The following is a 23,408-nucleotide window of genomic DNA, read 5'->3' as shown; positions in this document are numbered from 1 at the left end:
GCCGAAAAAGTGTACAAAAATAGAGTGCCGGAAATATTGGTGTGAAAGACACACCGAGAAAAACTTGACACATACATAGTTAGAGTCATTCTTTTAAAATAGGCTAATATATAGTATACTTTTCATATATTAGCAGGGTTTAAGGAGGATTTTTATGTCCATAGAGCTAAATACGAATGATGGTCAAGTTACGATTACGAATGAAGTAATTGCGACAATTGCTGGGGGAACCGCCGAAGAATGTTATGGTATTGTCGGCATGGCCTCAAAAAGTCAAATTAGAGACGGAATAGCTGAAATACTTAGGAAAGAAAATTATTCTAAAGGTATTATCGTTCGTCAAGAAAACGAAAAATTACATATAGATATGTATATTATAGTTAGCTACGGAACCAAAATATCCGAAGTTGCTAGTAATGTACAGTCTCAGGTAAAATACGCACTGAATCAGTCGCTTGGTCTATCCATTGACTCCGTGAATATTTACATTCAAGGAGTTCGGGTAGCCCGAGATTAGGTTCTTTAAGTAGGAGGAAGTATTGTGACATTTGAAAAAATAGATGGCGTTATGTTAACAAATATGATTTTAACTGGAGCACATCATTTAGCCAATAACGCCAAAATGATTGATGCATTAAATGTATTTCCAGTACCGGATGGTGACACTGGAACAAACATGAATTTATCCATGACTTCGGGTGCAAATGAAGTGAAAAAATTAAATAGTTCCAATGCCTCAGAAGTTGCGAATGCATTTTCCAAAGGGTTATTAATGGGTGCTAGAGGAAATTCTGGGGTAATTTTATCTCAAATTTTCCGGGGCTTTGCAAAAGGGATGGAAAAAAAGGAAACCCTTACTGCTGAGGATTTTGCGATGGCAGTTGACTTTGGAGTGAAAACTGCTTATAAGGCAGTGATGAAGCCTGTAGAGGGTACCATTTTAACGGTAGTTAAAGATGCTGGAAAAAAGGCAGTAGAGACAGCAAAAACCGAAACAGATATTATCCAATTAATGGAAGTCATTTTGGAGGAGGCTAAGGCTTCCTTAAAGCGAACTCCAGAGCTCTTGCCTGTATTAAAAGAAGTTGGTGTTGTTGATTCAGGTGGACAAGGTTTGGTAACTATTTACGAGGGGTTTTTAGCCGCACTTAAGGGTGAAGAATTACCCGAAGGACTTTCTAATATCGATATGGAAGAAATGGTTAATGCAGAGCATCATAAAGTGACACAAGATTTTATGGATACTTCTGATATTAAATTTGGTTATTGCACGGAATTCATGGTGAAGTTTGAAGAAGAAAAGTTAGCTGAAAATCCATACAATGAAGATGAATTTCGAAAAGAATTAAGTGAAATTGGTGACTCTTTATTAGTTGTTTCTGATGAAGATATTGTAAAAGTCCATGTACATTCTGAAACTCCGGGGACTTGTCTTACGTTAGGTCAACGATATGGTAGCCTCATCAACATGAAAATTGAGAACATGCGTGAGCAGCATAGTGCAATTGTTGGAGATACGCATAAGAAAAAGGTTGCGGAAGAAGAAAAGAAAAAGTATGCTATCGTAACCGTTGCAATGGGTAAGGGGATTAAGGAACTTTTAGAAAGCCTTGGTGCTACCGTTGTTATTGAAGGTGGGCAAACGATGAACCCTAGTACTCAGGATATAGCAGATGCGATTAAACAAGCAAATGCTCGGAACGTTATAGTCTTACCGAATAACAAAAATATTAGAATGGCTGCGGATCAGGCTGCTGAATTAGTAGAAGAAACGGTTGCGGTTGTACCGACAACAACGATCCCGCAAGGTATTAGTGCCATACTTGCATTTCATCCCGAATCAGATATCGAAACAAATCAACAAACAATGGATTCTGCTAGACAACAAGTAAAGACCGGTCAAATTACTTATGCAGTTCGAGATACTCAAATTAATGGCATTACAATTGAAAAAGATAACTTTATGGGTATCATTGACGGAGATATTAAATCTTCTCATCCTAATAGAGAAGAAGCACTAAAACTATTGTTAAAAGAAATGATATCAGATGATGATGAAATAGTAACCGTGTTATATGGGGAAGATGTTCAATCGTCTGAAGTCGAGAAGCTTGTGGCATATATTGAAAGTGAATATGAGGATATTGAAGTGGAAGTGCACAAAGGGGATCAACCTATCTATTCCTATATTTTATCAGTTGAATAAATAAAACACCAAATTTTTGTACGAACCCGAAACTATAGTTTTGGGTTCGTCGGTTTGGTGTTTTTTATTTTTGAATCTCTACATGGTGATTCTGCTACTTTTTGTTATAATTTAATCTAAAGTTAAAAACGATTTTAATAGTTATTAATAGAAAGAGTGATTAATTTGCTTGATGAGTCTATTACAGAACTAACTGGAATAGGTGAAAAATACGCTGAGGAATTGGCATTATTAAATATTTATACCATAAGAGATTTATTAGAATATTTCCCTTATCGATATGATGTATTTGAAATTAAACCGCTTATTGAACTCATTCATGAGGACAAAGTGACGATTGAAGGTACCGTCATACATGAACCAAGACTTCAAGTTTATGGCAGAAAAAAATCACGACTTACGTTTACTGTTGAAGTAGAAGGTGTAGCGGTTAAGGCAGTAATGTTTAATAGAGCTTTTGCCAAGAAACAAATACATTCAGATGCCACTGTGACGTTAACGGGAAAATGGGATGCCCACAGGCTTCAAATAACTGTCAGCAATTATAAAATCGGACCAGCTAATCAAGATGCAACCATTCAACCTATGTATTCACTAAGAGGGAAGCTTACGAATGCAAGAATAAGAAAAACCATTCAATCTGCAATGGATTATAAATGGAATGAAATAACAGAATTTATTCCAGAGAGATATTTAACTTCCTATAAACTTCCTGAACGAAAAACTGCGATTAAAACAATGCATTTCCCACCGAATCGAATAGCTTTAAAACATGCGAGAAGAAGATTTATATTTGAGGAATTTTTACTTTTTCAATTAAAAATGCAATTATTACGTAAAATCAATCGTGAAGCTTCTATAGGAAACGCACAAAGTTACGATGAAAAGGAAGTTGAACAATTTATTCAAGGTTTCCCTTTTACCTTAACAAATGCACAAAGGAAATCTTTAAAAGAGATATTAAAAGATATGAAATCCCCGTACCGTATGAATCGTTTATTACAGGGAGATGTAGGGTCAGGAAAAACGGCTGTCGCAGCTATCGGGTTATACGCAGCAAAGACAGCGGGAAAACAAGGAGCTCTCATGGTACCGACAGAAATTTTAGCGGAGCAGCATTATGAATCCTTACTTGAATTATTTAAGGATAAAGCCAATATTGCGTTGCTAACGGGATCCATTAAAGGTAAGAGAAGGAAGGAAATCATATCTGCATTAGAAGAACATAAGATAGATATTTTAATAGGGACACATGCGTTAATTCAAGAGGATGTAAATTTTTCTGATTTAGGATTTGTTATTGTTGATGAACAACATCGTTTTGGCGTGGAGCAACGTAGAATGTTACGAGATAAAGGACTTAAACCTGATGTTCTTTTCATGACTGCTACACCAATTCCTCGTACGTTGGCTATAACGGCTTTCGGAGATATGGATGTCTCCACTATTAATGAAATGCCAAAAGGAAGAAAGGAAATTGAAACATACTGGGCGAAAGACAATATGTTCGAGCGAGTGTTACGTATGATTGAGAAACATGTAGCATTGGGAGAACAAGCATATGTTATTTGTCCACTTATTGAGGAATCGGATAAGTTAGATATTCAAGATGCGGTCGACTTATATGAGCAATTAACGGAATTTTTTCCACCTGAAGTTAAAGTAGGGCTGATGCATGGACGATTAAAATCGGCTGAAAAAGAAGAAGTAATGAAACAATTTGCCGACAATGAAGTACAGGTATTGGTATCGACTACAGTTGTTGAGGTAGGTGTGAATGTTCCTAATGCTACGATCATGGTAATTTATGATGCAGAACGTTTTGGACTATCGCAATTACACCAATTACGCGGAAGGGTTGGTAGAGGAGATAAACAAAGCTATTGCATTTTAATTGCTGATCCAAAAGGAGAAGTCGGTAAGGAAAGAATGAAAATTATGACCGAGACATCGAATGGTTTTGAATTATCAGAGCAAGATCTTAAATTAAGGGGACCAGGTGACTTTTTTGGTAAAAAACAAAGTGGTATGCCCGAATTTAAAGTAGCGGATATGGTACATGACTTTAAAGCCCTTGAAACAGCACGCTCCGATGCACAAGAAATTATTGAGAATAATCTTCTATATGCTGATGAGGAATATTATTATTTAAGACAACTATTAGAAAAAGACCCCTCATTTGCAAATATATTAGATTAATAACATTACTTGCATAAATATTAATGGTATAATATATTACTATTAGTACCAAGTCATAGAATGAGTCGGAAATGTGAAGTTTGCTGGCCGTTGTAGCCGGAGGGAATAAAGCTAATAGATTGAACGGTGCGTGATAGGATGAAGCGATCAAAGTCAGAACGACAAAAATTATTAAAAGAAAAGATAGAGAAAACACCATTTATAACGGACGAGCAATTGGCGAATTACTTCTCAGTTAGCATACAAACCATCCGGCTAGATCGGATGGAGCTTTCGATTCCGGAATTAAGAGAAAGGATAAGAAATGTAGCAACGAATCAATGGAATGAGACTGTAAAAGCACTACCACTTGAGGAAGTCATCGGAGAAGTAATTGATCTAGAATTAGACAGAAGAGCTATATCTATATTAGATATAAATAAAGATTTAGTATTCTCAAGAAATAAAATAGCCCGTGGTCACCATTTATTTGCTCAAGCCAATTCTCTTGCTGTTGCACTAATTAATGATGAACTAGCACTCACTGCAAAGGCTGATATAAGATTTACTAGGCAAGTAAAAGAAGGCGAACGAGTAGTGGCAAAAGCAATGGTAGAGGGGAACCAAAAAGGGCTAACAAAAGTTAAAGTAAATAGTTTTGTAGGAAATGAAAAAGTATTTACTGGAATATTTCATATGTACAGATCTACGGATAAAGGAGAAGACAATCATGAGATTAGCAATTGACGCCATGGGAGGAGACCACGCTCCGAAAGAAATAGTTTTAGGAGCTATGGAAGCTGTCTCTGAAATAAAAGATCTACATATCACATTAATAGGGGATGAAAAACAAATCAATCCACTATTAACGAATCGTGAGAATCTTGATATTATCCATACAGAAGAAGTTATTACTGGAAATGACGAACCAGTGAGAGCGGTAAGACGAAAGAAAAATGCTTCTCTTGTTTTAGCTGCAAAGGAAGTAAAAGAAGGACGTGCTGATGCATGTATTTCTGCTGGAAATACTGGTGCATTAATGAGTGCGGGGTTGTTTGTCGTAGGAAGAATACCTGGAATTGATAGACCTGCACTGTCACCAACATTACCAACTATAGATGGTAAAGGGTTTCTACTATTAGATGTAGGTGCAAATGTGGATGCTAAGCCACAACACCTTGTACAATATGCTATTATGGGTTCCGTTTATGCTGAAAAAGTGCGTTCCATTACTAACCCTACTATAGGATTATTAAATGTTGGTACGGAAGATGGAAAAGGCAATGATTTAACTAAAAAAACATTTGAACAATTAAAGAACGCACCTGTCAATTTTATTGGAAACGTGGAAGCACGTGATTTACTTGACGGGGTAGCAGATGTTGTAGTTACTGATGGATTCAGTGGGAATATCGCCTTAAAAACAATCGAGGGAACAGCAAATAGTCTTTTTACAATATTAAAAGATACGATGATGTCTTCTTTTAAAACAAAACTAGGTGCAGCAATTCTAAAAAATGATTTACGTGGTTTGAAAGGTAAATTAGATTACTCTGAATATGGTGGTGCAGGTTTATTTGGCCTAGCAGCTCCGGTTATAAAAGCTCATGGTTCTTCTAAACATAGAGCAATTGTAAGTGCTGTAAAACAAGCGAAACATATGGTGGATCATAATGTAACAGATACTATCAAAACAACGGTTGAATCAATGGAATATGAGAAGGAGTGAAGAAAATGAAACGTGTTGCTTTTATGTTTCCAGGTCAAGGTTCCCAAGATATTGGGATGGGAAAAGAATTTTATGATACATATCCAGAAGTTCAAGAACTTTTTCATAAAGGAAATGAATTATTAAATAAAGATATTACCAAATTAATGTTTGAAGGGCCGAAAGAAACGTTAACGGAAACGGAAAATGCTCAACCTTCATTATTGCTTTCAAGTATTGCTGCACATCAACTGCTTATTAAAGAGGAAATTGAACCTGTTATGACAGTTGGACATAGTTTAGGGGAATATAGTGCATTAGTTGCTGCAGGTGCAATAAGTTTTGATAATGCATTACCACTTGTTGCCACCCGAGGGAAATTAATGGAAAATGCCTTTCCAAAAGGCAAGGGTACCATGGCAGCTGTATTAGGCTTAAACGAGCAGGAAATCGCAAAGGCAATACAATCTATTACAGATGAAGTAGTGGATATTGCAAATTTAAATTGTCCAGGACAAATAGTTATTTCTGGTTCGAAGGAAGGAATTGAAGAGGCAAGTAAATTATTAAAGGAAAATGGTGCGAAGAGAGTTTTACCTTTAAATGTTAGTGGTCCATTCCACTCCAGATTAATGAAATCCGCGAACGAGGAATTCTCTAACTATTTAAATCAAATAGAATTTAATGATTCTAAAATTCCAGTTTACGCTAACGTTTCTGCTAAACCAGTTTCAAAAAAAAATGAAATAAAAGATCTTCTTATTAAACAATTGTATTCTCCTGTGAGATTTGAAGAGTCCATACGTAACATGATGGAGGAAGGAATAGATGCATTTGTGGAAGTTGGAAATGGCAAGGTTTTAAGCGGCCTTTTGAAAAAAATCGACCGGAAGATACCAACTTTCTCAATACAAGATATCGATTCAATGAATAAATTTATCTCATGGTATAAGGAGGATAACTAATGTTAAAAGGCAAAAATGCTTTAGTAACCGGTGCATCTCGAGGTATTGGAAGAGCAATTGCACTTGAACTAGCGAGGAAAGGTGCAAATGTTGCTGTGAATTATGCTGGCAGTGAAGAAAAAGCGCAACAAGTTGTGGAAGAAATTGAAAGCTACGGTGTAAAAGCATTCAAAATCCAAGCGAATGTTGCGAATGAATCGGAAGTTAAAGGCATGATAAAAGAAGTTACCAGCCAATTTGGTAGCCTAGATATACTTGTAAATAATGCTGGTATAACAAGGGATAATCTTTTAATGCGAATGAAAGAAGAAGAATTTGATGATGTCATTACTACAAACTTAAAAGGGGTATTCTTATGTACGAAAGCCGTAGCTAGACAAATGATGAAGCAAAGATCTGGTAAAATTATTAATGTTGCTTCGATTGTTGGTGTATCTGGTAACCCTGGACAAGCTAATTACGTGGCTGCTAAAGCAGGAGTCATCGGTTTAACAAAAACAACTGCGAAGGAATTTGCTTCACGTAATATTCTAGTGAATGCTGTAGCACCTGGATTTATTGCAACAGATATGACAGATCAATTAACAGATGAACAAAAAGAAGGAATGTTAGGGTTAATTCCTTTACATAAATTAGGACAACCTGAAGATGTTGCGAAAGTAGTTCGATTCCTTGCTTCAGATGATGCAAATTATATGACAGGTCAAACGCTTCATATTGATGGCGGAATGGTTATGTAAATTTCTTGAGTTTTTACTAGTAATTTATTTTATGGATATGATATTATACAATTTTAAGAAAGTCTTTTGAAATTAAAAATTTAGCTAAGAATAAGTTTTGCTAAATTAATTGATACTATTTGAAGGGAGGTGAATAGTAATGGCAGATGTGTTTGACAGAGTTAAAGCAATTATTATCGATCGTCTTGATGTAGATGAAGAAAAAATCACGCTAGAAGCATCTTTTAAAGATGACCTAGAGGCAGATTCACTAGACGTTGTTGAGTTAGTAATGGAACTTGAAGATGAGTTTGATATGGAAATTGCTGATGAAGAAGCTGAAAAAATTAATACAGTAGGGGATGCTGTTAATTACATAAATAGTCAACAGTAAACAATCCTAATAATAGGAAAGTCTCGCAAATTATTGCGAGACTTTCCGTATCTACTTCTCAGAGGTGAAAATATGGAACAACTGGAAAAGCAATTAAACCTGTCCTTTCATGATCATGATTTAATCAGGCAGGCTTTTACACATTCATCGTATGTGAATGAGCATCGGAAGGAAGTATTTTCGGATAATGAACGGTTGGAGTTTTTAGGGGATGCTGTTCTTGAACTAGGTGTGTCTCAATACTTGTATCGAAATCATGAACAAATGCCAGAAGGTGAAATGACGAAGCTAAGAGCTGCGATTGTGTGTGAACCATCTTTAGTAGGATTTGCACAAGATCTTCATTTTGGGGATTATTTGCTACTAGGTAAAGGGGAAGAGCAAACTGGTGGAAGAGAACGCCCAGCAATTTTAGCCGATGTATTTGAAGCCTTTCTTGGCGCGTTATATCTCGATCAGGGATTTGATATAGCTTTAGATTTTCTAAAAGAACATGTTTTTCCGAAAATAAAAGCTGGTACTTTTTCGCATGCGATGGATTATAAAAGCCAATTACAAGAATATATTCAGCAATATAAAAACAGAGTTATTGAGTACAAAATAGTGAATGAAAAAGGACCCTCACATAATAAAGAGTTTATTGCTAATGTATTCATTAATAATGAAGTTGTTGGCGAAGGAATTGGTAGAACCAAAAAAGAAGCAGAGCAAAGAGCAGCAAAGATTGCACTGGATACTTTTAATGCTTAGTAGAAAAGCTGTTATTCTGGGAATAACAGCTTTTTGCTATTTCTTATTTCTTTCTTATAGAGCCCAATTCTTCGACAAATGCTTGCGTCTCTAACGTACTAAGTTGTCCTTTTTTCTTAATGATATCGTACATTAGTTTCAGATCATCATATTTATTAATATCATAATCCTCAGCATCTAGTAACCCTCGATTTACCACATTTAATTTATCTGCTAATTCATCAAGAAGAATTTTAAGATTCTCTTGTGATGCTACTTTTAAATCCATTTGCAATCCCCCCATTTTAGATACAATTGCTAATCTGCGTTATGTATTGATTCCATACTTCTTTATGTCACTAATTTTATGATAAGATAAATGCGACAAAAAGCCAATGACTTTTTATCAAGTACGATAAAAAATCCGCCTTAGTTATCTGAACCCTCTATTATAATTATAACTTGGTGTTATTCCTTTTATTTATGTTTAATTATAAAAAATTGTTATTTCAATTATGGCTACGCTTGCAGTAAACTAAAAATAACCAATTTAATTAGTGTTCTTTACCTTTAAAAGATAATTATTTAGCTAACTTAAAAAGGAGTAGATTAAAAATGAGTCCGTACAAGATTGGCGTTCTATATGGTGACGGAATCGGTCCAGAGATTGTAGATTCAACTGTTGAGATAGTTAACGCAGCTAGCAGACGTTTGGAGCTGAACGTTTTGGAATTTCAATATCTCCCTATTGGTTGGGAAGCTATTGATAAATTAGGTCATCCGGTACCATCTTCAACAAAAGAAGCATTAGCTGAGCTAGATGGTTGGATTATGGGTCCCCATGATTCAGCTTCCTATCCTGATAAATTTAAAGAGATAAGAAACCCTAGTGGAGAATTACGTCATTCCTTTGATTTGTATGCGAATATTAGACCTTCGAAATCGATTCCAGGTGTAAAAGGTTTGGTAGAAAATGCAAATCTAGTTATTTATCGAGAAAATACGGAAGGCTTTTATCCAGATCGCAACATGTATTCAGGATCTGGGGAGTGGAAAATAACGCCGGATGTAGCTGTGTCCACCGGGGTCTTCACAAGAAAGGCTATTACAAGAATTGCGAAGGCAGCCTTTGAAGCGACTATGAGTAGAAGGAAAAAAGTGACGATTGTACATAAAGCGAATGTAATTAGACTAGGAACCGGTATGTTTAAAGATATTTGTTTGGAGGTTGCAAAAGATTATCCAGATGTTCAAGTGGATGATTATCATATTGATGCAATGACGGCTCACCTTGTAAGAAATATTCATCAGTTTGATGTTATTGTAACAGAGAATATGTTTGGAGATATTTTATCAGATTTAGCGGGAGAACTTGCAGGTAGTTTGGGGTTGGCACCATCCATTAACACGAATAGCCAACAGGTAATGGCTCAAGCTGCTCATGGATCTGCTCCAGATATAGCTGGTCAAAATAAAGCCAACCCCGTCGGAATAATCCTATCAACCGTAATGTTGCTTCAATGGCTTGGTGATAAGCATAAAGATGATAAGTTAATTGAAATTGCCAATCTGATAGAACAAAGTATATATACAGTTATGGGGAAAGGAATAAAGACGGTTGATTTGAATGGAAAGGAGACGACAACTTCTTTTACCAAAGCCGTTATGAATAAGATTCAACAACAAAAGTGAGAAATTACTACATAGTTATATACTTCCATACCAATACTACTCCCTAAAGCAACAAAGTAGACCACTATAAAAAACAGGTCTAGAATATAACATATAGGGTGGTATCTACCCTAAGAAATTTGCACACATTCATGAGAGAAGGGTTTTTATGGTATTTAAAAATGTAACTGTTGCTGGTAGTGGTGTACTAGGTAGTCAAATTGCTTATCAAATTGCCTTTAAAGGTTTTAACGTAAGCGTATATGACATTAATGATAAGGCTATAGAGACAGCAAAGGGACGGATTGAAAAGCTTAAAGATCGTTACAAAGAAGATCTTGGTGCCACTGATGAGCAGGTAAATCAAGCATATAAAAGTATGAACTTTTATTCTGATTTAGGAAAAGCTGTTGAACAGGCGGATTTGGTAATTGAGGCTGTTCCGGAACTAACGGATATTAAAATAATTTTCTACCATCAATTAGCGGAGGTTGCTCCAAAGCATACGATCTTTGCATCCAATTCTTCAACAATGCTTCCGAGCCAATTCGCTGATGCAACAGGTCGTCCAGAGAAATTTTTAATGCTGCACTTTGCAAATGAAATTTGGAAAAATAATACTGCTGAAATTATGAAGCATGAAAGAACGGACATGAAGGTATTTCAAGATTTAGTGGATTTTGCAAAAGAGATTGGTATGATTCCACTTCCAATCTACAAGGAGCAGCCTGGCTATATCTTGAACTCCCTATTGGTACCATTCTTGGATGCAGCTAAACAATTGCTAGTCAATGAAATAGCAGATGCTGAAACAATTGACAAAACGTGGATGGTTGCAACAGGTGCACCGAATGGACCATTTGCTACTCTTGATATCGTTGGGATTCGTACACCATATAACCTATCTAAAGCAAAAGGTGAAGCAGGAGACGAAAATGCCAAGAAAGTTGCTGAATATTTAAAGGTGAATTATTTGGACAAGGGTAAACTTGGTGTTGAATCAGGTGAAGGCTTCTACAAATATCCAAACCCAGCTTATAAAAATGAAGATTTCTTGAAATAGGTATTAAAAAGCGAAACTTATTCCCAAGTAGGGATTAAAAATATAAGTAATATGATTAAAAAGCTTCTCGAAATACGAGAGGCTTTTTTTACTTTTAGAGGAATATAGTAATAGAGTACAATACAAATATGCCTAATTAATATGTTTATGGTAAAATAAATGCGGTAAAAAGCCAATGACTTATGTGAAAGAACGAAAAAAGGTTCTTTTTATTTAGATATAGGAGAATGATTATGTATTTAAAACGGTTAGAAAGTGTTGGATTCAAATCATTTGCTGAACGTATCAGTGTTGATTTTGTTCCAGGTGTTACTGCTGTCGTTGGTCCTAACGGTAGTGGTAAAAGCAATATAACAGATGCAATCAGATGGGTGCTTGGAGAACAATCGGCAAAAACGTTACGTGGATCCAAGATGGAGGATATTATTTTCCAAGGTAGTGATTCAAGAAAACCGTTAAATGTAGCTGAAGTAACATTAGTTTTAGACAATCAAAATCATTCATTGCCATTAGATTATGACGAAGTTAGTGTAACAAGAAGGGTATATCGATCGGGTGATAGTGAATTTTATATAAATAAACAATCATGTCGTTTAAAAGATATTATAGACTTATTTATGGATTCTGGTCTTGGCCGTGATGCTTTTTCCATTATTAGCCAAGGAAAGGTAGAAGAAATTTTAAGTTCCAAAGCGGAAGAAAGACGAACTATTTTCGAAGAGGCTGCCGGGGTCTTGAAATATAAACAGAGAAAAAAGAAAGCAGAATATAAATTAGCTGAGACCCAAGAAAATTTAAATCGTGTGGAAGATATTATTTATGAGATTGAACAACAGAAAGAGCCCTTATGGGAACAAGCTGAAAAAGCAAAAAATTACATGAAATTAAAAGAAGAACTGAAGCAAGAGGAGATATCTCTTTTAATTACCGAAATTGAAAAGCTACATAATGAATGGAAAGCATTGTTGGATATAATCAATGAGAAAAAAAATGAAGAAATAAAGATGAAAACCTCCATTCGTCAAAAAGAATCCCAAATTGAAAAACAAAGACTACAAATAAATAAATTAGATAAAGAAATTGAAAATAAGCAAGATGAATTACTCCAGACTTCAGAGTTGCTCGAAAAATATGAAGGGAAAAAGCAATTATTTAACGAACGTTCGAAACACTTTGATGAAAATAAGCAAAAGTTAGAACGTTTAAAAGAAGAAACAGCAGAAAGTATTAGGAATCTAGAAAAGGAATTATTAGAAGAACAAGGGAAATTAACGAACTTATTAGATTCCAGGAAAAAAGCGAAGCAACAAATACAACAGTTACAGGAAAAATTGGCAATAAGTGAAGAGTCCATTTCTGATCAGATTGAAGGTTTGAAGTCAGATTATATTGAGTTTCTAAATAAACAAGCAGCTATCAGAAATGAAAAGCAATCCATTAAACAACAAAAACAACAAATATTTGGGAGGAAGGATAGACAAGCCTCAAGGTTTAAAGATTCATTGAGGCAAAGAGAAGAACTTTCGCTAAAGAAAGAAGAAACGGAAGCCAAATTAATTCAACAAGAGAAATTATGGACAACCATTCAAGAAGAAACGACCGATATTAAATCGAAGTTGGAAAAAGAAAGGAATTTATTTCAGGAATCACAAACAAAGTTTTATCAAGGTTATCAATATATAGAAAAGTTGAAATCCCAAAAAGAAATGCTTGAAGAAATGAAGGAGGACTTCCAAGGTTTTTTCCAAGGCGTAAAGGCAATTTTAAAAGCACGTGAACAAAAACAGTTAGAAAATATCCATGGTGCAGTCATTGAATTAATTGATGTTCCAAAGAATTACATTACAGCTATTGAGACCGTGCTTGGTGGTCAAGCTCAACATATTGTTGTGCAACATGATCTTGCAGCTAGAAATGCAATTCAGTGGTTAAAACAAACGAATAATGGTCGTGCTACTTTTCTCCCACTAGAGTCAATTCAAGAACGTTTCATAACGAATGACGTGCTTTTACAAATTAACAAACACCCCGGATTTATCGGTGTTGCTGCTAATCTCGTTCAAGTAGAATCTCTTTATCGTAAAGCCGTTAATCATTTAATGGGGCATGTAATCATATCGAAAACATTAAAAGATGCCAATGAAATTGCTCGAATGATCGGGCGGAGATTTCGGGTTGTAACGTTAGATGGCGATGTTGTGAATCCTGGAGGTTCGATGTCAGGCGGTGCGCTTAAGAAAACGAATCAATCTTTATTTTCTAGAGATAAAGATATAAAAGAATTAAATGAAAAGATAAATCAATTTCAACAAAAAATTACCTTGTTTGAACAAAAATTGGCTAATCAAAAAGAAAAAATTTCCGATCTAGAAAACCAATTCAAGACCAATGAAGAATCATTAGTACAAGAACAACAATCATTGCAAAAACTTCAGTCCTATTGTAAAGAATTAGAACTGAAATTGGATTCCTTAAATAACAATCTCTCTATATACGATCAGGATCATAAACAATATATTCATGAGAGTGAACGGCTAGAAAAAAGGGATAAAGAACTGACAAAAAAATTGCATGATATTAAACAGGAATTGGAAGAAATTCAAAAGAAGATGGATCAATTAAGTGAAGAAGAAACACAACTTAGAGATAGTAAAGAGGTAATGCAACAAGAATTACATCAATGTCAAATTTCTTTAGCAGAACAGGAAGAAAGGATAAAAAACCAGAAAGAAAAGGTAAAATCTGTAGAAACAAGGATAACGGAGTCTAATAATTTGCTACGTTCTTATAAAAAGGACCTAGATAATTTATACGAAATGGCTTATATTGAGGAAACGGAAGAAGAAATTGATCAAAAGCTGGAATTAAATCGCAAGAAAAAAGAAGGATTAACCAATCTTATTCAGGAAAGACGTTTACAACGCGCACAATTAACACAGATTATCCAAGATGAGGAAAAAGAATTAAAAGAAGAAAATAAAAGGCACCAAACTTTTGCTCAAGAGATACAACAAAAAGAGGTTCAAGCAAATCGTCTAGACGTCGATTTGGAAAATAGGTTAAACCATCTACAAACCGAATATACGATTACTTTTGAAAAAGCATCACAACTTTATGAAAAAGTAACAGATGTGACGGAGTCAAAAGCCCTTGTAACTGATTTAAAGGCAAGAATAGAAAGATTAGGAACGGTGAATTTAGGGGCAATTGACGAGTACGATAGGATTTCTGAACGATATGAGTTTTTATCTGGCCAAAGGAATGATCTTGTAGAGGCAAAAGAAACGTTATATTCTGTTATTTCGGAAATGGACGAAGAAATGATAAAACGATTTGATGATACATTTTCTAAAATAAAAGAAGAATTTGCGGTTGTTTTCCAGCAATTATTTGGTGGTGGTCATGCGGAATTAAAATTAACCGATCCCAAACATTTATTGGATACAGGTGTGGATATTATCGCCCAACCACCAGGGAAAAAATTACAAAACTTAGGGCTTTTATCTGGTGGAGAGCGATCTTTAACTGCTATAGCTTTATTATTTGCTATATTACGAGTACGTCCAGTCCCTTTTTGTATACTGGATGAAGTAGAAGCTGCTTTAGACGAAGCTAACGTTACTCGTTTTGCAAAATATATTAAATTGTATAGTGAAAATACACAATTTATTGTTATCACTCATCGTAAAGGAACGATGGAAGAAGCGGATGTCCTTTACGGAGTAACAATGCAGGAATCAGGGGTTTCTCGATTGGTTTCTGTAAGACTTGAAGACACGAAGGAATTAATTAATTCTTAAGGAGGTAGTTCACAATGGGTTTTATGGATAAGTTGAAAACTAAGTTTACACAAAATAAAGAAACCAAAAAAGTAAGTGAAAAATATAAAGAAGGTATGAAAAAAAGTAGAAATACTTTTTCCGGTAAGATTAACGACCTAATTGCGAGATATCGGAAGGTAGATGAAGACTTTTTTGAAGAATTGGAAGAAGTGCTTATTACTGCAGACGTAGGAGTTATGACAGTAATGGATCTAATTGACGAATTGAAAATGGAAGTGAAACGTCAAAATATAAAAGATACAAGTGAAGTGAAGAATGTCATTTCAGAAAAATTAGTTGAGATTTATCATGGTGACGATGATGAAGAAATAAAAACATTAAACATTCAAGAAGAAGGCTTATCCGTAATTTTAGTAGTTGGTGTAAATGGTGTAGGAAAAACAACTTCTATAGGGAAATTAGCAAATCAATTAAAACAGCAAGGGAAAAAAGTTGTGCTTGCAGCAGGGGACACTTTTAGAGCTGGTGCTATTGAACAGCTTGAGGTTTGGGGAGAACGTGCTGGTGTTGATGTCATTAAACACAGTGCGGGAAGTGATCCTGCCGCTGTCGTTTTTGATGGTATAAAAGCTGCCAAATCAAGAAATGCAGATGTTTTAATTTGCGATACTGCTGGGCGGCTTCAAAATAAAGTTAACTTAATGAACGAGCTTTCTAAAGTTAAACGCGTAATAGAGCGTGAAATTCCCGGTGCTCCACATGAAGTGTTATTAGTTTTAGATGCTACTACAGGTCAAAACGCGTTAAATCAAGCGAAAACATTCTCTGAAGCAACAGATGTAACTGGAATAGTTTTAACGAAATTAGATGGTACTGCAAAAGGTGGTATTGTACTCGCAATTCGTAATGAACTTAATATTCCAGTAAAATATGTTGGACTTGGAGAAAAAGTGGATGATCTTCAGCAATTTGATGCTAATGCATTTGTCTACGGATTATTCGCAGATATGTTAGAAGAAGAGGTAGAAGAAGAATAACTAGGTAGGAATATAATCCTTGACAGACAACCTTGTTAAAGTATGATATTATGTAAAGGAGATTCACTTAACAAAGGGGTGACGTTTTGATAGAGAAAACAACCCGGGTAAATTATTTATATGATTTTTATCAAACTTTATTAACTTCAAAACAACGAAACTATATGGAACTGTACTATTTGGAAGATTATTCTCTAGGTGAAATTTCTGAACTACATCAAGTTTCTAGACAAGCAGTTTATGATAATATTAAACGAACTGAATCGATGCTTGAGTCCTATGAAGAGAAACTTCACCTATATGAACGTTTTTTAAAACGGGCTTCTATATTAGAAAAAATGGAAGAATATACTTCAGATGAAAATATACTATCTTTCATTCAGCAATTAAAAGAATTAGATTAGGGGGAAACCTTCTATGGCATTTGAAGGATTAGCCGACCGTCTGCAAAGTACGATGAAAAAAATTACCGGTAAAGGTAAGGTTTCAGAACAAGATGTTAAAGAAATGACTCGCGAGGTACGCCTTGCATTGTTAGAAGCAGACGTTAACTTTAAGGTTGTGAAAGACTTAATTAAACGAATTAAAGAACGTGCTGTTGGACAGGAAGTGATGGAAAGTTTAACTCCTGGTCAACAGGTTATTAAAGTTGTTAAAGAAGAATTAACGAATTTAATGGGTGGAGAACAAAGTAAGATTGCGGTAAGCGACCGTCCGCCAACTATTATTATGATGGTAGGTTTACAAGGGGCTGGTAAAACAACCACTACAGGAAAGTTAGCTAACCATCTTCGTAAAAAACATAATCGTTCTCCACTGCTCGTAGCATGTGATGTGTACCGTCCAGCAGCGATTAATCAATTAGAGACGCTTGGTCAACAATTAAGTATGCCAGTTTTTTCTATGGGAACAGAAGCTAATCCTGTAGATATTGCTACAAAAGCAATTGAAAAAGCGAAAGAAGAACATAATGATTATGTCATTATTGATACTGCTGGTCGTCTTCATGTCGATACCGATTTAATGGATGAACTGCAACAAATCAAAGAAAATGTCAAACCAGATGAAATCTTCTTGGTAGTAGATGCCATGACTGGACAAGATGCGGTTAACGTTGCGGAAAGCTTTAATGAACAGTTGGACATAACTGGAGTAGTATTAACTAAATTAGATGGGGATACTCGTGGTGGTGCAGCCTTATCTATTAAAGCTGTTACCGATAAATCAATTAAATTTGCCGGAATGGGTGAAAAATTAGATCAGTTAGAACCATTCCATCCTGAACGAATGGCTTCTAGGATTTTAGGAATGGGGGATGTACTTTCCCTTATCGAAAAAGCACAAGCAAATGTTGATGAAAAGCAGGCAAAAGAATTAGAAGAAAAAATGCGTACCATGTCATTTACTTTTGACGACTTTCTTGAACAAATGGGGCAAGTAAGAAATATGGGGCCATTAGATGAACTTATTAACATGATCCCAGGTGTAAATAAGATGAAAGGTCTTAAAAATGCCCAAATAGATGAGAAACAGCTCTCGCAAGTAGAAGCTATTATTCAATCTATGACAAAAAAAGAAAGGCAAGAACCCGGCATTATTAATGCTAGCCGTAAAAAAAGAATAGCTAAAGGATCCGGAACTACCGTATCTCAAGTTAATCGTCTTTTAAAACAGTTCAATGAAATGAAGAAAATGATGAAACAAATGACCAACATGCAAAAAGGCAAAAAAGGCAAAGGATTTAACCTTCCGTTTATGTAGAAAAAGCATATGCCGACATTGGCCGCAAAGGTCGCATTTAGTCGGCCTTCCTTTATTACTTTGGGTCGATGTTGACTTTCATCACAAGGGTATAAGTGCGACTAAGCCTATGGTTTCACCAGTCCGAAAGTCTTCTTTATCGTGTCATGAGGTAAAGGAAGTCTCGCTACGGCTTTAGCGCTGGAGCTAGATTAGAAAAAGCAGACGCGCTCGGAAATTTGATTTATGGATTGTTACTTTATATAATGTAATGGAAAAACACTTTACAGACAAAAAATTATCTGTTAGAATCATATCTTGTGAATAACATTAATGGAGGTGCTATAAAAAATGGCAGTAAGAATTCGTTTAAAACGTATGGGATCTAAAAGAAATCCTTTCTATCGTATTGTTGTAGCAGATTCACGTTCTCCTCGTGACGGACGTAATATTGAACAGGTTGGAACTTACAATCCGGTTGCTAACCCAGCTGAAATTAAAATAGATGAGGATAAAGCACTTGATTGGATGAAAAAAGGCGCTAAACCAAGTGACACAGTTCGTAATCTATTCTCACAACAAGGCATCATGAAAAAATTCCACGAACAAAAAAACTAATAGTAAAGTAGTGTGATATCATGAAAGCCCTAATAGAATCGATTGTTACTCCGCTTGTTGATAGCCCTGAAGATATTGTTGTTACAAAAACAGAAGAAGATAGTAAGATTGTATACCATCTTACTGTTCACAAAGACGATGTTGGTAAGGTTATTGGCAAGAACGGGCGTATTGCAAAGGCGATTCGAACAGTTGTATATGCAGCTAAAACAGATGGGAAAAAACGCATTTACTTAGATATTATGTAATCGAAGGGAAAGGAACCTGTTGGTTTTACTTTCCCTTTTCTGTATTATTTTTAAGAGGATGTTCTAAAAGTCCGGTAAAAATGACACTTTGAATTTCTTTGTTGGTGATCATGGATTAAAGGAAGGCCGAATAAAAACAGCCTTTGTGACTAATGTCGGCATACCTAAATGTAGGGGCAGCGTTGCAACTTGTGTAGAATCGGCCCTTTTTATCCCCCTTTTTTAACGCGTATTGTAAGAGACCTTTTGTGAGAGTGAGGAAAATAATGAAGATAATAAAAAAAGTCCTAGTCAAACAAATAGTCACTGAGAAAAGTAGAAAAAAATTATTGAACCAGTTTAATAAGCAAAAAATGCGACTTGAACAAGAGTGTCAACAACTTCTGTTTGAAAAAAAGAAATTACAAAATAAACCCGGCGTTTCCAAACAAGATGTAACACGTAGATTTCAAAATGAAATTACGAAACGCAGGGAAAAAATGGACCTAATTGATTTTAAAATAGAACAAATGGAGATGCTTGAACTAGGTGTAGAAATAGTAGAAGACGAAGTTGAAGCTCTTGTTGAGGTTACAAAAGGAATGAATTGGGAAGAAATAATGAGCGAGCAATCCATTGTGATAAAAGATGGCATAATTGTTCGTATTGATAAATAGAGAAAGAAGAGTGATAATATGACAATAAACATGTTTAACGTTGGAAAAATTCTAAATACTCATGGTATCCGTGGGGAAGTAAAAGTTTTGCGGATTAGTGATTTTGATGACCGCTTTCAAATAGGTAGTACTGTCTACTTAGATAAAAAGGATGGGGAACCATTAGAATTAGTCATTGATGGACATCGTATACATAAAGGGTATGATCTTTTACAATTCGAAGGGTATCACAATATCAATGATGTGGAGAACTTTAAGGGGTTATATTTGAAAATATCTGAAGAGCAATTGACAGAGTTAGATGATAATGAATTTTACTATCATGAGATTATTGGCTGTGATGTGCATACTACAGATAATCAGTATATTGGTAAGATAAAAGAAATCTTATCACCTGGAGCAAATGACGTATGGGTTGTGAAACAGCCAAAAGGAAAGGATATTTTAGTACCTTATATAAAAGAAGTAGTGAAGTCTGTCGACATAGAAGAAAAAAACGTTAGGATAGAACTAATGGAAGGATTGCTAGATTAATGCACATCGATATTCTCACATTATTTCCCGAAATGTTTACAGGGGTTTTTCAGAGTTCCATTCTCAAAAGAGCAAGTGAACGAGGTCAGTTCAGCTATCAATTGGTGAATTTTAGGGATTATACGAAAAACAAGCATAATAAAGTAGATGATTATCCATATGGTGGTGGCGCTGGGATGGTTCTATCTCCACAACCTGTTTTTGATGCGGTTGAATCACTCTCAATAGCTACAGAGGGAAAAAAACCACGTATTATATTAATGTGTCCCCAAGGCGAACCTTATAACCAAAAAAAAGCGGAAGAATTTGCGAACGAAGATCATCTAATATTTATTTGTGGGCATTATGAAGGGTATGACGAAAGAATTAGAACACATCTTGTCACAGATGAAATATCGATAGGGGATTATGTATTAACAGGTGGAGAACTAGGCGCAATGGTAGTAGTGGACAGTGTAGTTCGTTTATTACCTGAAGTATTAGGAAATGAAAAGTCGGCAGTTCAAGATTCATTTTCTTCTGGTTTGTTGGAGCATCCACATTATACACGTCCAGCGAATTTCCGCGGTTTGGAAGTCCCTGATATTTTATTATCAGGTAATCATGCAAAGATTGAAAAATGGCGTAAAGAACAATCATTGAAAAGAACGTATGAACGAAGAAAAGATATGCTGGAGTCTATTCAGTTGTCTGATGAAGATAGGAAACTATTAAATAAAATAAAAAATGAAGATAGTTAAAACAAGACTTTAAATATAGTTGAACAAATGGTTGCTTTATGTTATATTAATGATTGTGCTTAAGTTCGTTTAAGCCGTAAAACGATGTTCCGCTGTTCTTAGAGAATGATGAACATTAGTTTGGAAGGAGAGTTTAGAATGCAACAATTAATTGCAGACATTACGAAAGATCAATTACGTACAGACCATCCTGATTTCCGTCCTGGAGATACTGTTAAGGTTCACGTTAAAGTTGTTGAAGGAACTCGTGAACGTATCCAGGTTTTTGAAGGTGTTGTTATTAAACGTCAAAACGGTGGAATCAGTGAAACATTTACAGTAAGAAAGATTTCTTACGGTGTTGGTGTAGAACGTACATTCCCAGTACATTCACCTCGTGTTGATAAAATTGAAGTAGTTCGTCGTGGTGTAGTACGCCGTGCTAAACTTTACTACCTACGTAATTTACGTGGTAAAGCTGCACGTATTAAAGAACGCCGATAATAAAGATAAGCCCACGCGCCCACAGGCTTTAGCGCTGGAGCTAAACATCTAAAAACTGTATACCAGTAATAAAAAAAGAACTTGAGTACTTAACCAAGTTCTTTTTTTATCCCACCTGAAAGGGCAGTAAGACTCCCGCCTTAAGCTTTTGGGGAAACAAAGAAGGTAGGTAGGAGATCAACTGCCCGTAAAGGTCCGATAAGTGCTACTAACCATCAATGAGGGATGAAGGATACCCCCCACTGATGGAAGTCTTCTTTATTAAAAACAATGAATGGTTTTTATTATTTAGTTCATTAAATTACGTGGATTATGATAAAATATAGTATAAAGAGATTGCGTGACGTGGAGGAGAACGCATGGCGAATAAAAAGAAAGAATGGTTTGATTGGTTAAAAGCATTATTACTTGCATTGGGCTTGGCACTTGTTGTACGTATGTTTTTATTCTCTCCAATAGTTGTCGATGGACCGTCGATGTTGCCAACCCTACATGACAAAGATCAAATGATAGTCAATAAAATAGGGTATAAAATCGGAGAACCAGAACGTTTTGATATTGTAGTATTTCATGCGTCTGCTCAAAAAGACTTTATTAAAAGGGTAATTGGTTTACCTGGTGAACACGTTGCTGTTAAGGATGAGGTTTTATATATAAATGGTGAGCCTGTTGAAGAACCATTTTTAAGTGAACAAAAAAGAAATTTGGGACCATATCAAACCTTAACAAATGATTTTACATTGGAAGAGTTACCAGGAGAGTTTACAACTATTCCAGAAGGTCACGTGCTCGTGTTAGGGGATAATCGGGGTAACTCAACAGATAGCCGAATGTTAGGGGTTATTTCGATGGATCAAATTGTAGGAAAAGCAAGTTTAATTTATTGGCCTCTGGATAGAATGCGAATCGTAGGAGAGTAGGACTTTTATGACTATACAATGGTTTCCAGGACACATGGCAAAAGCGAAACGGGAAGTAGAGGAAAAATTAAAACTAGTTGATTTTGTAATAGAATTGGTTGATGCTAGAGCACCATTGTCTTCACAAAATCCAATGCTTCGACAGGTATTGCAAAATAAATCTAAAATGATTGTTATGATGAAAAAGGATTTAGCTGATACGAAAATTACAGAACAATTCTTATCTTATTTTCAAGAACAAGATATACCAGCAGTAGCCGTGGATGTAAATGAGAAAGAGGATATAAAAAATGTTATTCAACTTGCCAAACAATTAGGGCAAGAAAAAATAAAAAAATTAGAAAAAAAGGGAATTAAGCCTAGGCCGGCAAGAGCGATGATTGTAGGAATTCCAAATGTAGGGAAGTCGACACTCATTAATCGACTTGCGAACAAAAAGGTCGCGAAAACAGGAGATCGACCCGGCATTACGAAACATCAATTATGGATTAAAGTTAAGAAAGACTTTGAGCTCTTAGACACTCCAGGAATTCTCTGGCCTAAATTTGAAGATCAAACAGTTGGCTATCGTCTGGCGGCAATTGGGACGATTAAAGATCAATTATTATCTCTACAGGATATAGTTGCTTTTGTTATTACCTTTATGCAAGAGCACTACCCGAATCGACTTATGGAAAGATATCAAATTGAACAGGATATGGATGATATGTGGGATATCTTTGTTAAAATTGGCAAACTTCGCGGAGCATTAGAAAGCGGTGGAAATGTAAATTTTGACAAAGTATCTGATCTTGTTTTAAGGGATTTAAGAACAGGAAGACTTGGTAAAATAACGCTTGAACGGCTATAAACATTCAAGTAATCTATTTGAAAATGACATCCATCTAGATTTGATGGATGTTTTATTTTGCGGGTAGGGAAATATTTGGTGAGATAAATCCTTCTCATCTGGGGTCTTCAATACTCGACCCACCGTAAAGATTTGTAAACTAAGTTATTCGCCGAGCCGGTATTCTA

At 35.4% G+C, this 23,408-nt stretch carries 24 protein-coding genes; 23 read left to right on the top strand and 1 reads right to left on the bottom strand.

Going from position 1 to position 23,408, the window contains the following annotated elements; genetic code table 11:
- Window positions 1-154: 154 nt before the first annotated feature.
- The 9 genes from ACFQ18_RS09510 (at window position 155) to rnc (ending at window position 8,920) form a co-directional block, all read left to right on the top strand.
- Complete coding sequence (locus tag ACFQ18_RS09510) at window positions 155-517, top strand: Asp23/Gls24 family envelope stress response protein (RefSeq protein WP_047186009.1); 363 nt, start codon at window positions 155-157, stop codon at window positions 515-517.
- A 24-nt stretch (window positions 518-541) separates the two neighbouring features.
- Window positions 542-2,206 carry a DAK2 domain-containing protein gene (locus ACFQ18_RS09505; protein ID WP_204798256.1) on the top strand — a complete coding sequence of 555 codons (1,665 nt, stop codon included), beginning with the start codon at window positions 542-544 and terminating at the stop codon, window positions 2,204-2,206.
- Between the two features lie 165 nt (window positions 2,207-2,371).
- The gene (recG, locus tag ACFQ18_RS09500; RefSeq protein ID WP_204798255.1) at window positions 2,372-4,405 is read left to right on the top strand and encodes an ATP-dependent DNA helicase RecG; all 2,034 of its coding nucleotides are present in this window, start codon (window positions 2,372-2,374) and stop codon (window positions 4,403-4,405) included.
- A gap of 138 nt (window positions 4,406-4,543) precedes the next feature.
- Window positions 4,544-5,131, top strand: coding sequence for a transcription factor FapR (gene fapR, locus ACFQ18_RS09495; protein ID WP_204798254.1), 588 nt, complete (start codon window positions 4,544-4,546; stop codon window positions 5,129-5,131).
- Entirely contained in the window at window positions 5,115-6,113 is a 999-nt protein-coding gene (gene plsX / locus ACFQ18_RS09490) for a phosphate acyltransferase PlsX (RefSeq protein ID WP_204798253.1), read from the top strand. Before fapR ends, plsX begins: the two co-directional genes overlap by 17 nt.
- Before the next feature lie 5 nt (window positions 6,114-6,118).
- Window positions 6,119-7,057: an ACP S-malonyltransferase gene (fabD, locus tag ACFQ18_RS09485; RefSeq protein WP_047186013.1), complete on the top strand. Its 939-nt coding sequence runs from the start codon at window positions 6,119-6,121 to the stop codon at window positions 7,055-7,057.
- Window positions 7,057-7,797: a 3-oxoacyl-[acyl-carrier-protein] reductase gene (gene fabG, locus ACFQ18_RS09480; protein ID WP_047186014.1), complete on the top strand. Its 741-nt coding sequence runs from the start codon at window positions 7,057-7,059 to the stop codon at window positions 7,795-7,797. Before fabD ends, fabG begins: the two co-directional genes overlap by 1 nt.
- A gap of 139 nt (window positions 7,798-7,936) precedes the next feature.
- Window positions 7,937-8,170, top strand: coding sequence for an acyl carrier protein (gene acpP, locus ACFQ18_RS09475; RefSeq protein WP_047186015.1), 234 nt, complete (start codon window positions 7,937-7,939; stop codon window positions 8,168-8,170).
- Between the two features lie 72 nt (window positions 8,171-8,242).
- A complete protein-coding gene (gene rnc, locus ACFQ18_RS09470; protein ID WP_047186016.1) occupies window positions 8,243-8,920 on the top strand; it encodes a ribonuclease III in 678 nt (225 codons plus the stop codon).
- Window positions 8,921-8,963: 43 nt separating this feature from the next.
- Here rnc and ACFQ18_RS09465 read toward each other — a convergent pair whose 3' ends face one another.
- On the bottom strand, window positions 8,964-9,188 hold the full coding sequence (locus ACFQ18_RS09465; protein ID WP_047186017.1) for a DUF1128 domain-containing protein: 225 nt from the start codon (window positions 9,186-9,188) through the stop codon (window positions 8,964-8,966).
- Window positions 9,189-9,514: 326 nt separating this feature from the next.
- Here ACFQ18_RS09465 and ACFQ18_RS09460 point away from each other — a divergent pair, with 326 nt between their 5' ends.
- From ACFQ18_RS09460 to ylqF, 14 genes are all read left to right on the top strand, one after another.
- A complete protein-coding gene (locus tag ACFQ18_RS09460) occupies window positions 9,515-10,591 on the top strand; it encodes an isocitrate/isopropylmalate dehydrogenase family protein (RefSeq protein WP_204798252.1) in 1,077 nt (358 codons plus the stop codon).
- A gap of 148 nt (window positions 10,592-10,739) precedes the next feature.
- On the top strand, window positions 10,740-11,633 hold the full coding sequence (locus ACFQ18_RS09455) for a 3-hydroxyacyl-CoA dehydrogenase (protein ID WP_204798251.1): 894 nt from the start codon (window positions 10,740-10,742) through the stop codon (window positions 11,631-11,633).
- A 233-nt stretch (window positions 11,634-11,866) separates the two neighbouring features.
- Window positions 11,867-15,433, top strand: a complete 3,567-nt coding sequence (smc, locus tag ACFQ18_RS09450) for a chromosome segregation protein SMC (RefSeq protein WP_204798250.1) — start codon at window positions 11,867-11,869, stop codon at window positions 15,431-15,433.
- 14 nt (window positions 15,434-15,447) lie between these two features.
- Window positions 15,448-16,452, top strand: coding sequence for a signal recognition particle-docking protein FtsY (ftsY, locus tag ACFQ18_RS09445; RefSeq protein ID WP_047186021.1), 1,005 nt, complete (start codon window positions 15,448-15,450; stop codon window positions 16,450-16,452).
- 86 nt (window positions 16,453-16,538) lie between these two features.
- The gene (locus ACFQ18_RS09440) at window positions 16,539-16,856 is read left to right on the top strand and encodes a putative DNA-binding protein (protein WP_047186022.1); all 318 of its coding nucleotides are present in this window, start codon (window positions 16,539-16,541) and stop codon (window positions 16,854-16,856) included.
- Between the two features lie 13 nt (window positions 16,857-16,869).
- Window positions 16,870-18,213, top strand: a complete 1,344-nt coding sequence (gene ffh, locus ACFQ18_RS09435; RefSeq protein WP_204798249.1) for a signal recognition particle protein — start codon at window positions 16,870-16,872, stop codon at window positions 18,211-18,213.
- Window positions 18,214-18,543: 330 nt separating this feature from the next.
- A complete protein-coding gene (rpsP, locus tag ACFQ18_RS09430; protein WP_047186024.1) occupies window positions 18,544-18,810 on the top strand; it encodes a 30S ribosomal protein S16 in 267 nt (88 codons plus the stop codon).
- 20 nt (window positions 18,811-18,830) lie between these two features.
- Window positions 18,831-19,058, top strand: coding sequence for a KH domain-containing protein (locus tag ACFQ18_RS09425; protein ID WP_047186025.1), 228 nt, complete (start codon window positions 18,831-18,833; stop codon window positions 19,056-19,058).
- Between the two features lie 266 nt (window positions 19,059-19,324).
- Window positions 19,325-19,714, top strand: a complete 390-nt coding sequence (locus ACFQ18_RS09420) for a YlqD family protein (RefSeq protein ID WP_047186026.1) — start codon at window positions 19,325-19,327, stop codon at window positions 19,712-19,714.
- An 18-nt stretch (window positions 19,715-19,732) separates the two neighbouring features.
- A complete protein-coding gene (gene rimM / locus ACFQ18_RS09415) occupies window positions 19,733-20,248 on the top strand; it encodes a ribosome maturation factor RimM (protein ID WP_047186027.1) in 516 nt (171 codons plus the stop codon).
- Window positions 20,248-20,988, top strand: a complete 741-nt coding sequence (gene trmD, locus ACFQ18_RS09410; RefSeq protein ID WP_047186028.1) for a tRNA (guanosine(37)-N1)-methyltransferase TrmD — start codon at window positions 20,248-20,250, stop codon at window positions 20,986-20,988. Before rimM ends, trmD begins: the two co-directional genes overlap by 1 nt.
- A 138-nt stretch (window positions 20,989-21,126) precedes the next feature.
- Complete coding sequence (rplS, locus tag ACFQ18_RS09405; protein ID WP_047186029.1) at window positions 21,127-21,471, top strand: 50S ribosomal protein L19; 345 nt, start codon at window positions 21,127-21,129, stop codon at window positions 21,469-21,471.
- A 359-nt stretch (window positions 21,472-21,830) separates the two neighbouring features.
- Window positions 21,831-22,391 (top strand): signal peptidase I, encoded by a 561-nt coding sequence (lepB, locus tag ACFQ18_RS09400; RefSeq protein ID WP_060667979.1) that lies wholly within the window; start codon window positions 21,831-21,833, stop codon window positions 22,389-22,391.
- 7 nt (window positions 22,392-22,398) lie between these two features.
- Complete coding sequence (ylqF, locus tag ACFQ18_RS09395; protein ID WP_047186031.1) at window positions 22,399-23,241, top strand: ribosome biogenesis GTPase YlqF; 843 nt, start codon at window positions 22,399-22,401, stop codon at window positions 23,239-23,241.
- Window positions 23,242-23,408: the final 167 nt, after the last annotated feature.

Source organism: Oceanobacillus caeni, from assembly GCF_042678465.1.
GTDB classification, from domain to species: Bacteria; Bacillota; Bacilli; order Bacillales; family Amphibacillaceae; genus Oceanobacillus; species Oceanobacillus caeni.
This window is presented reverse-complemented; position numbering and strand designations above follow the sequence as displayed.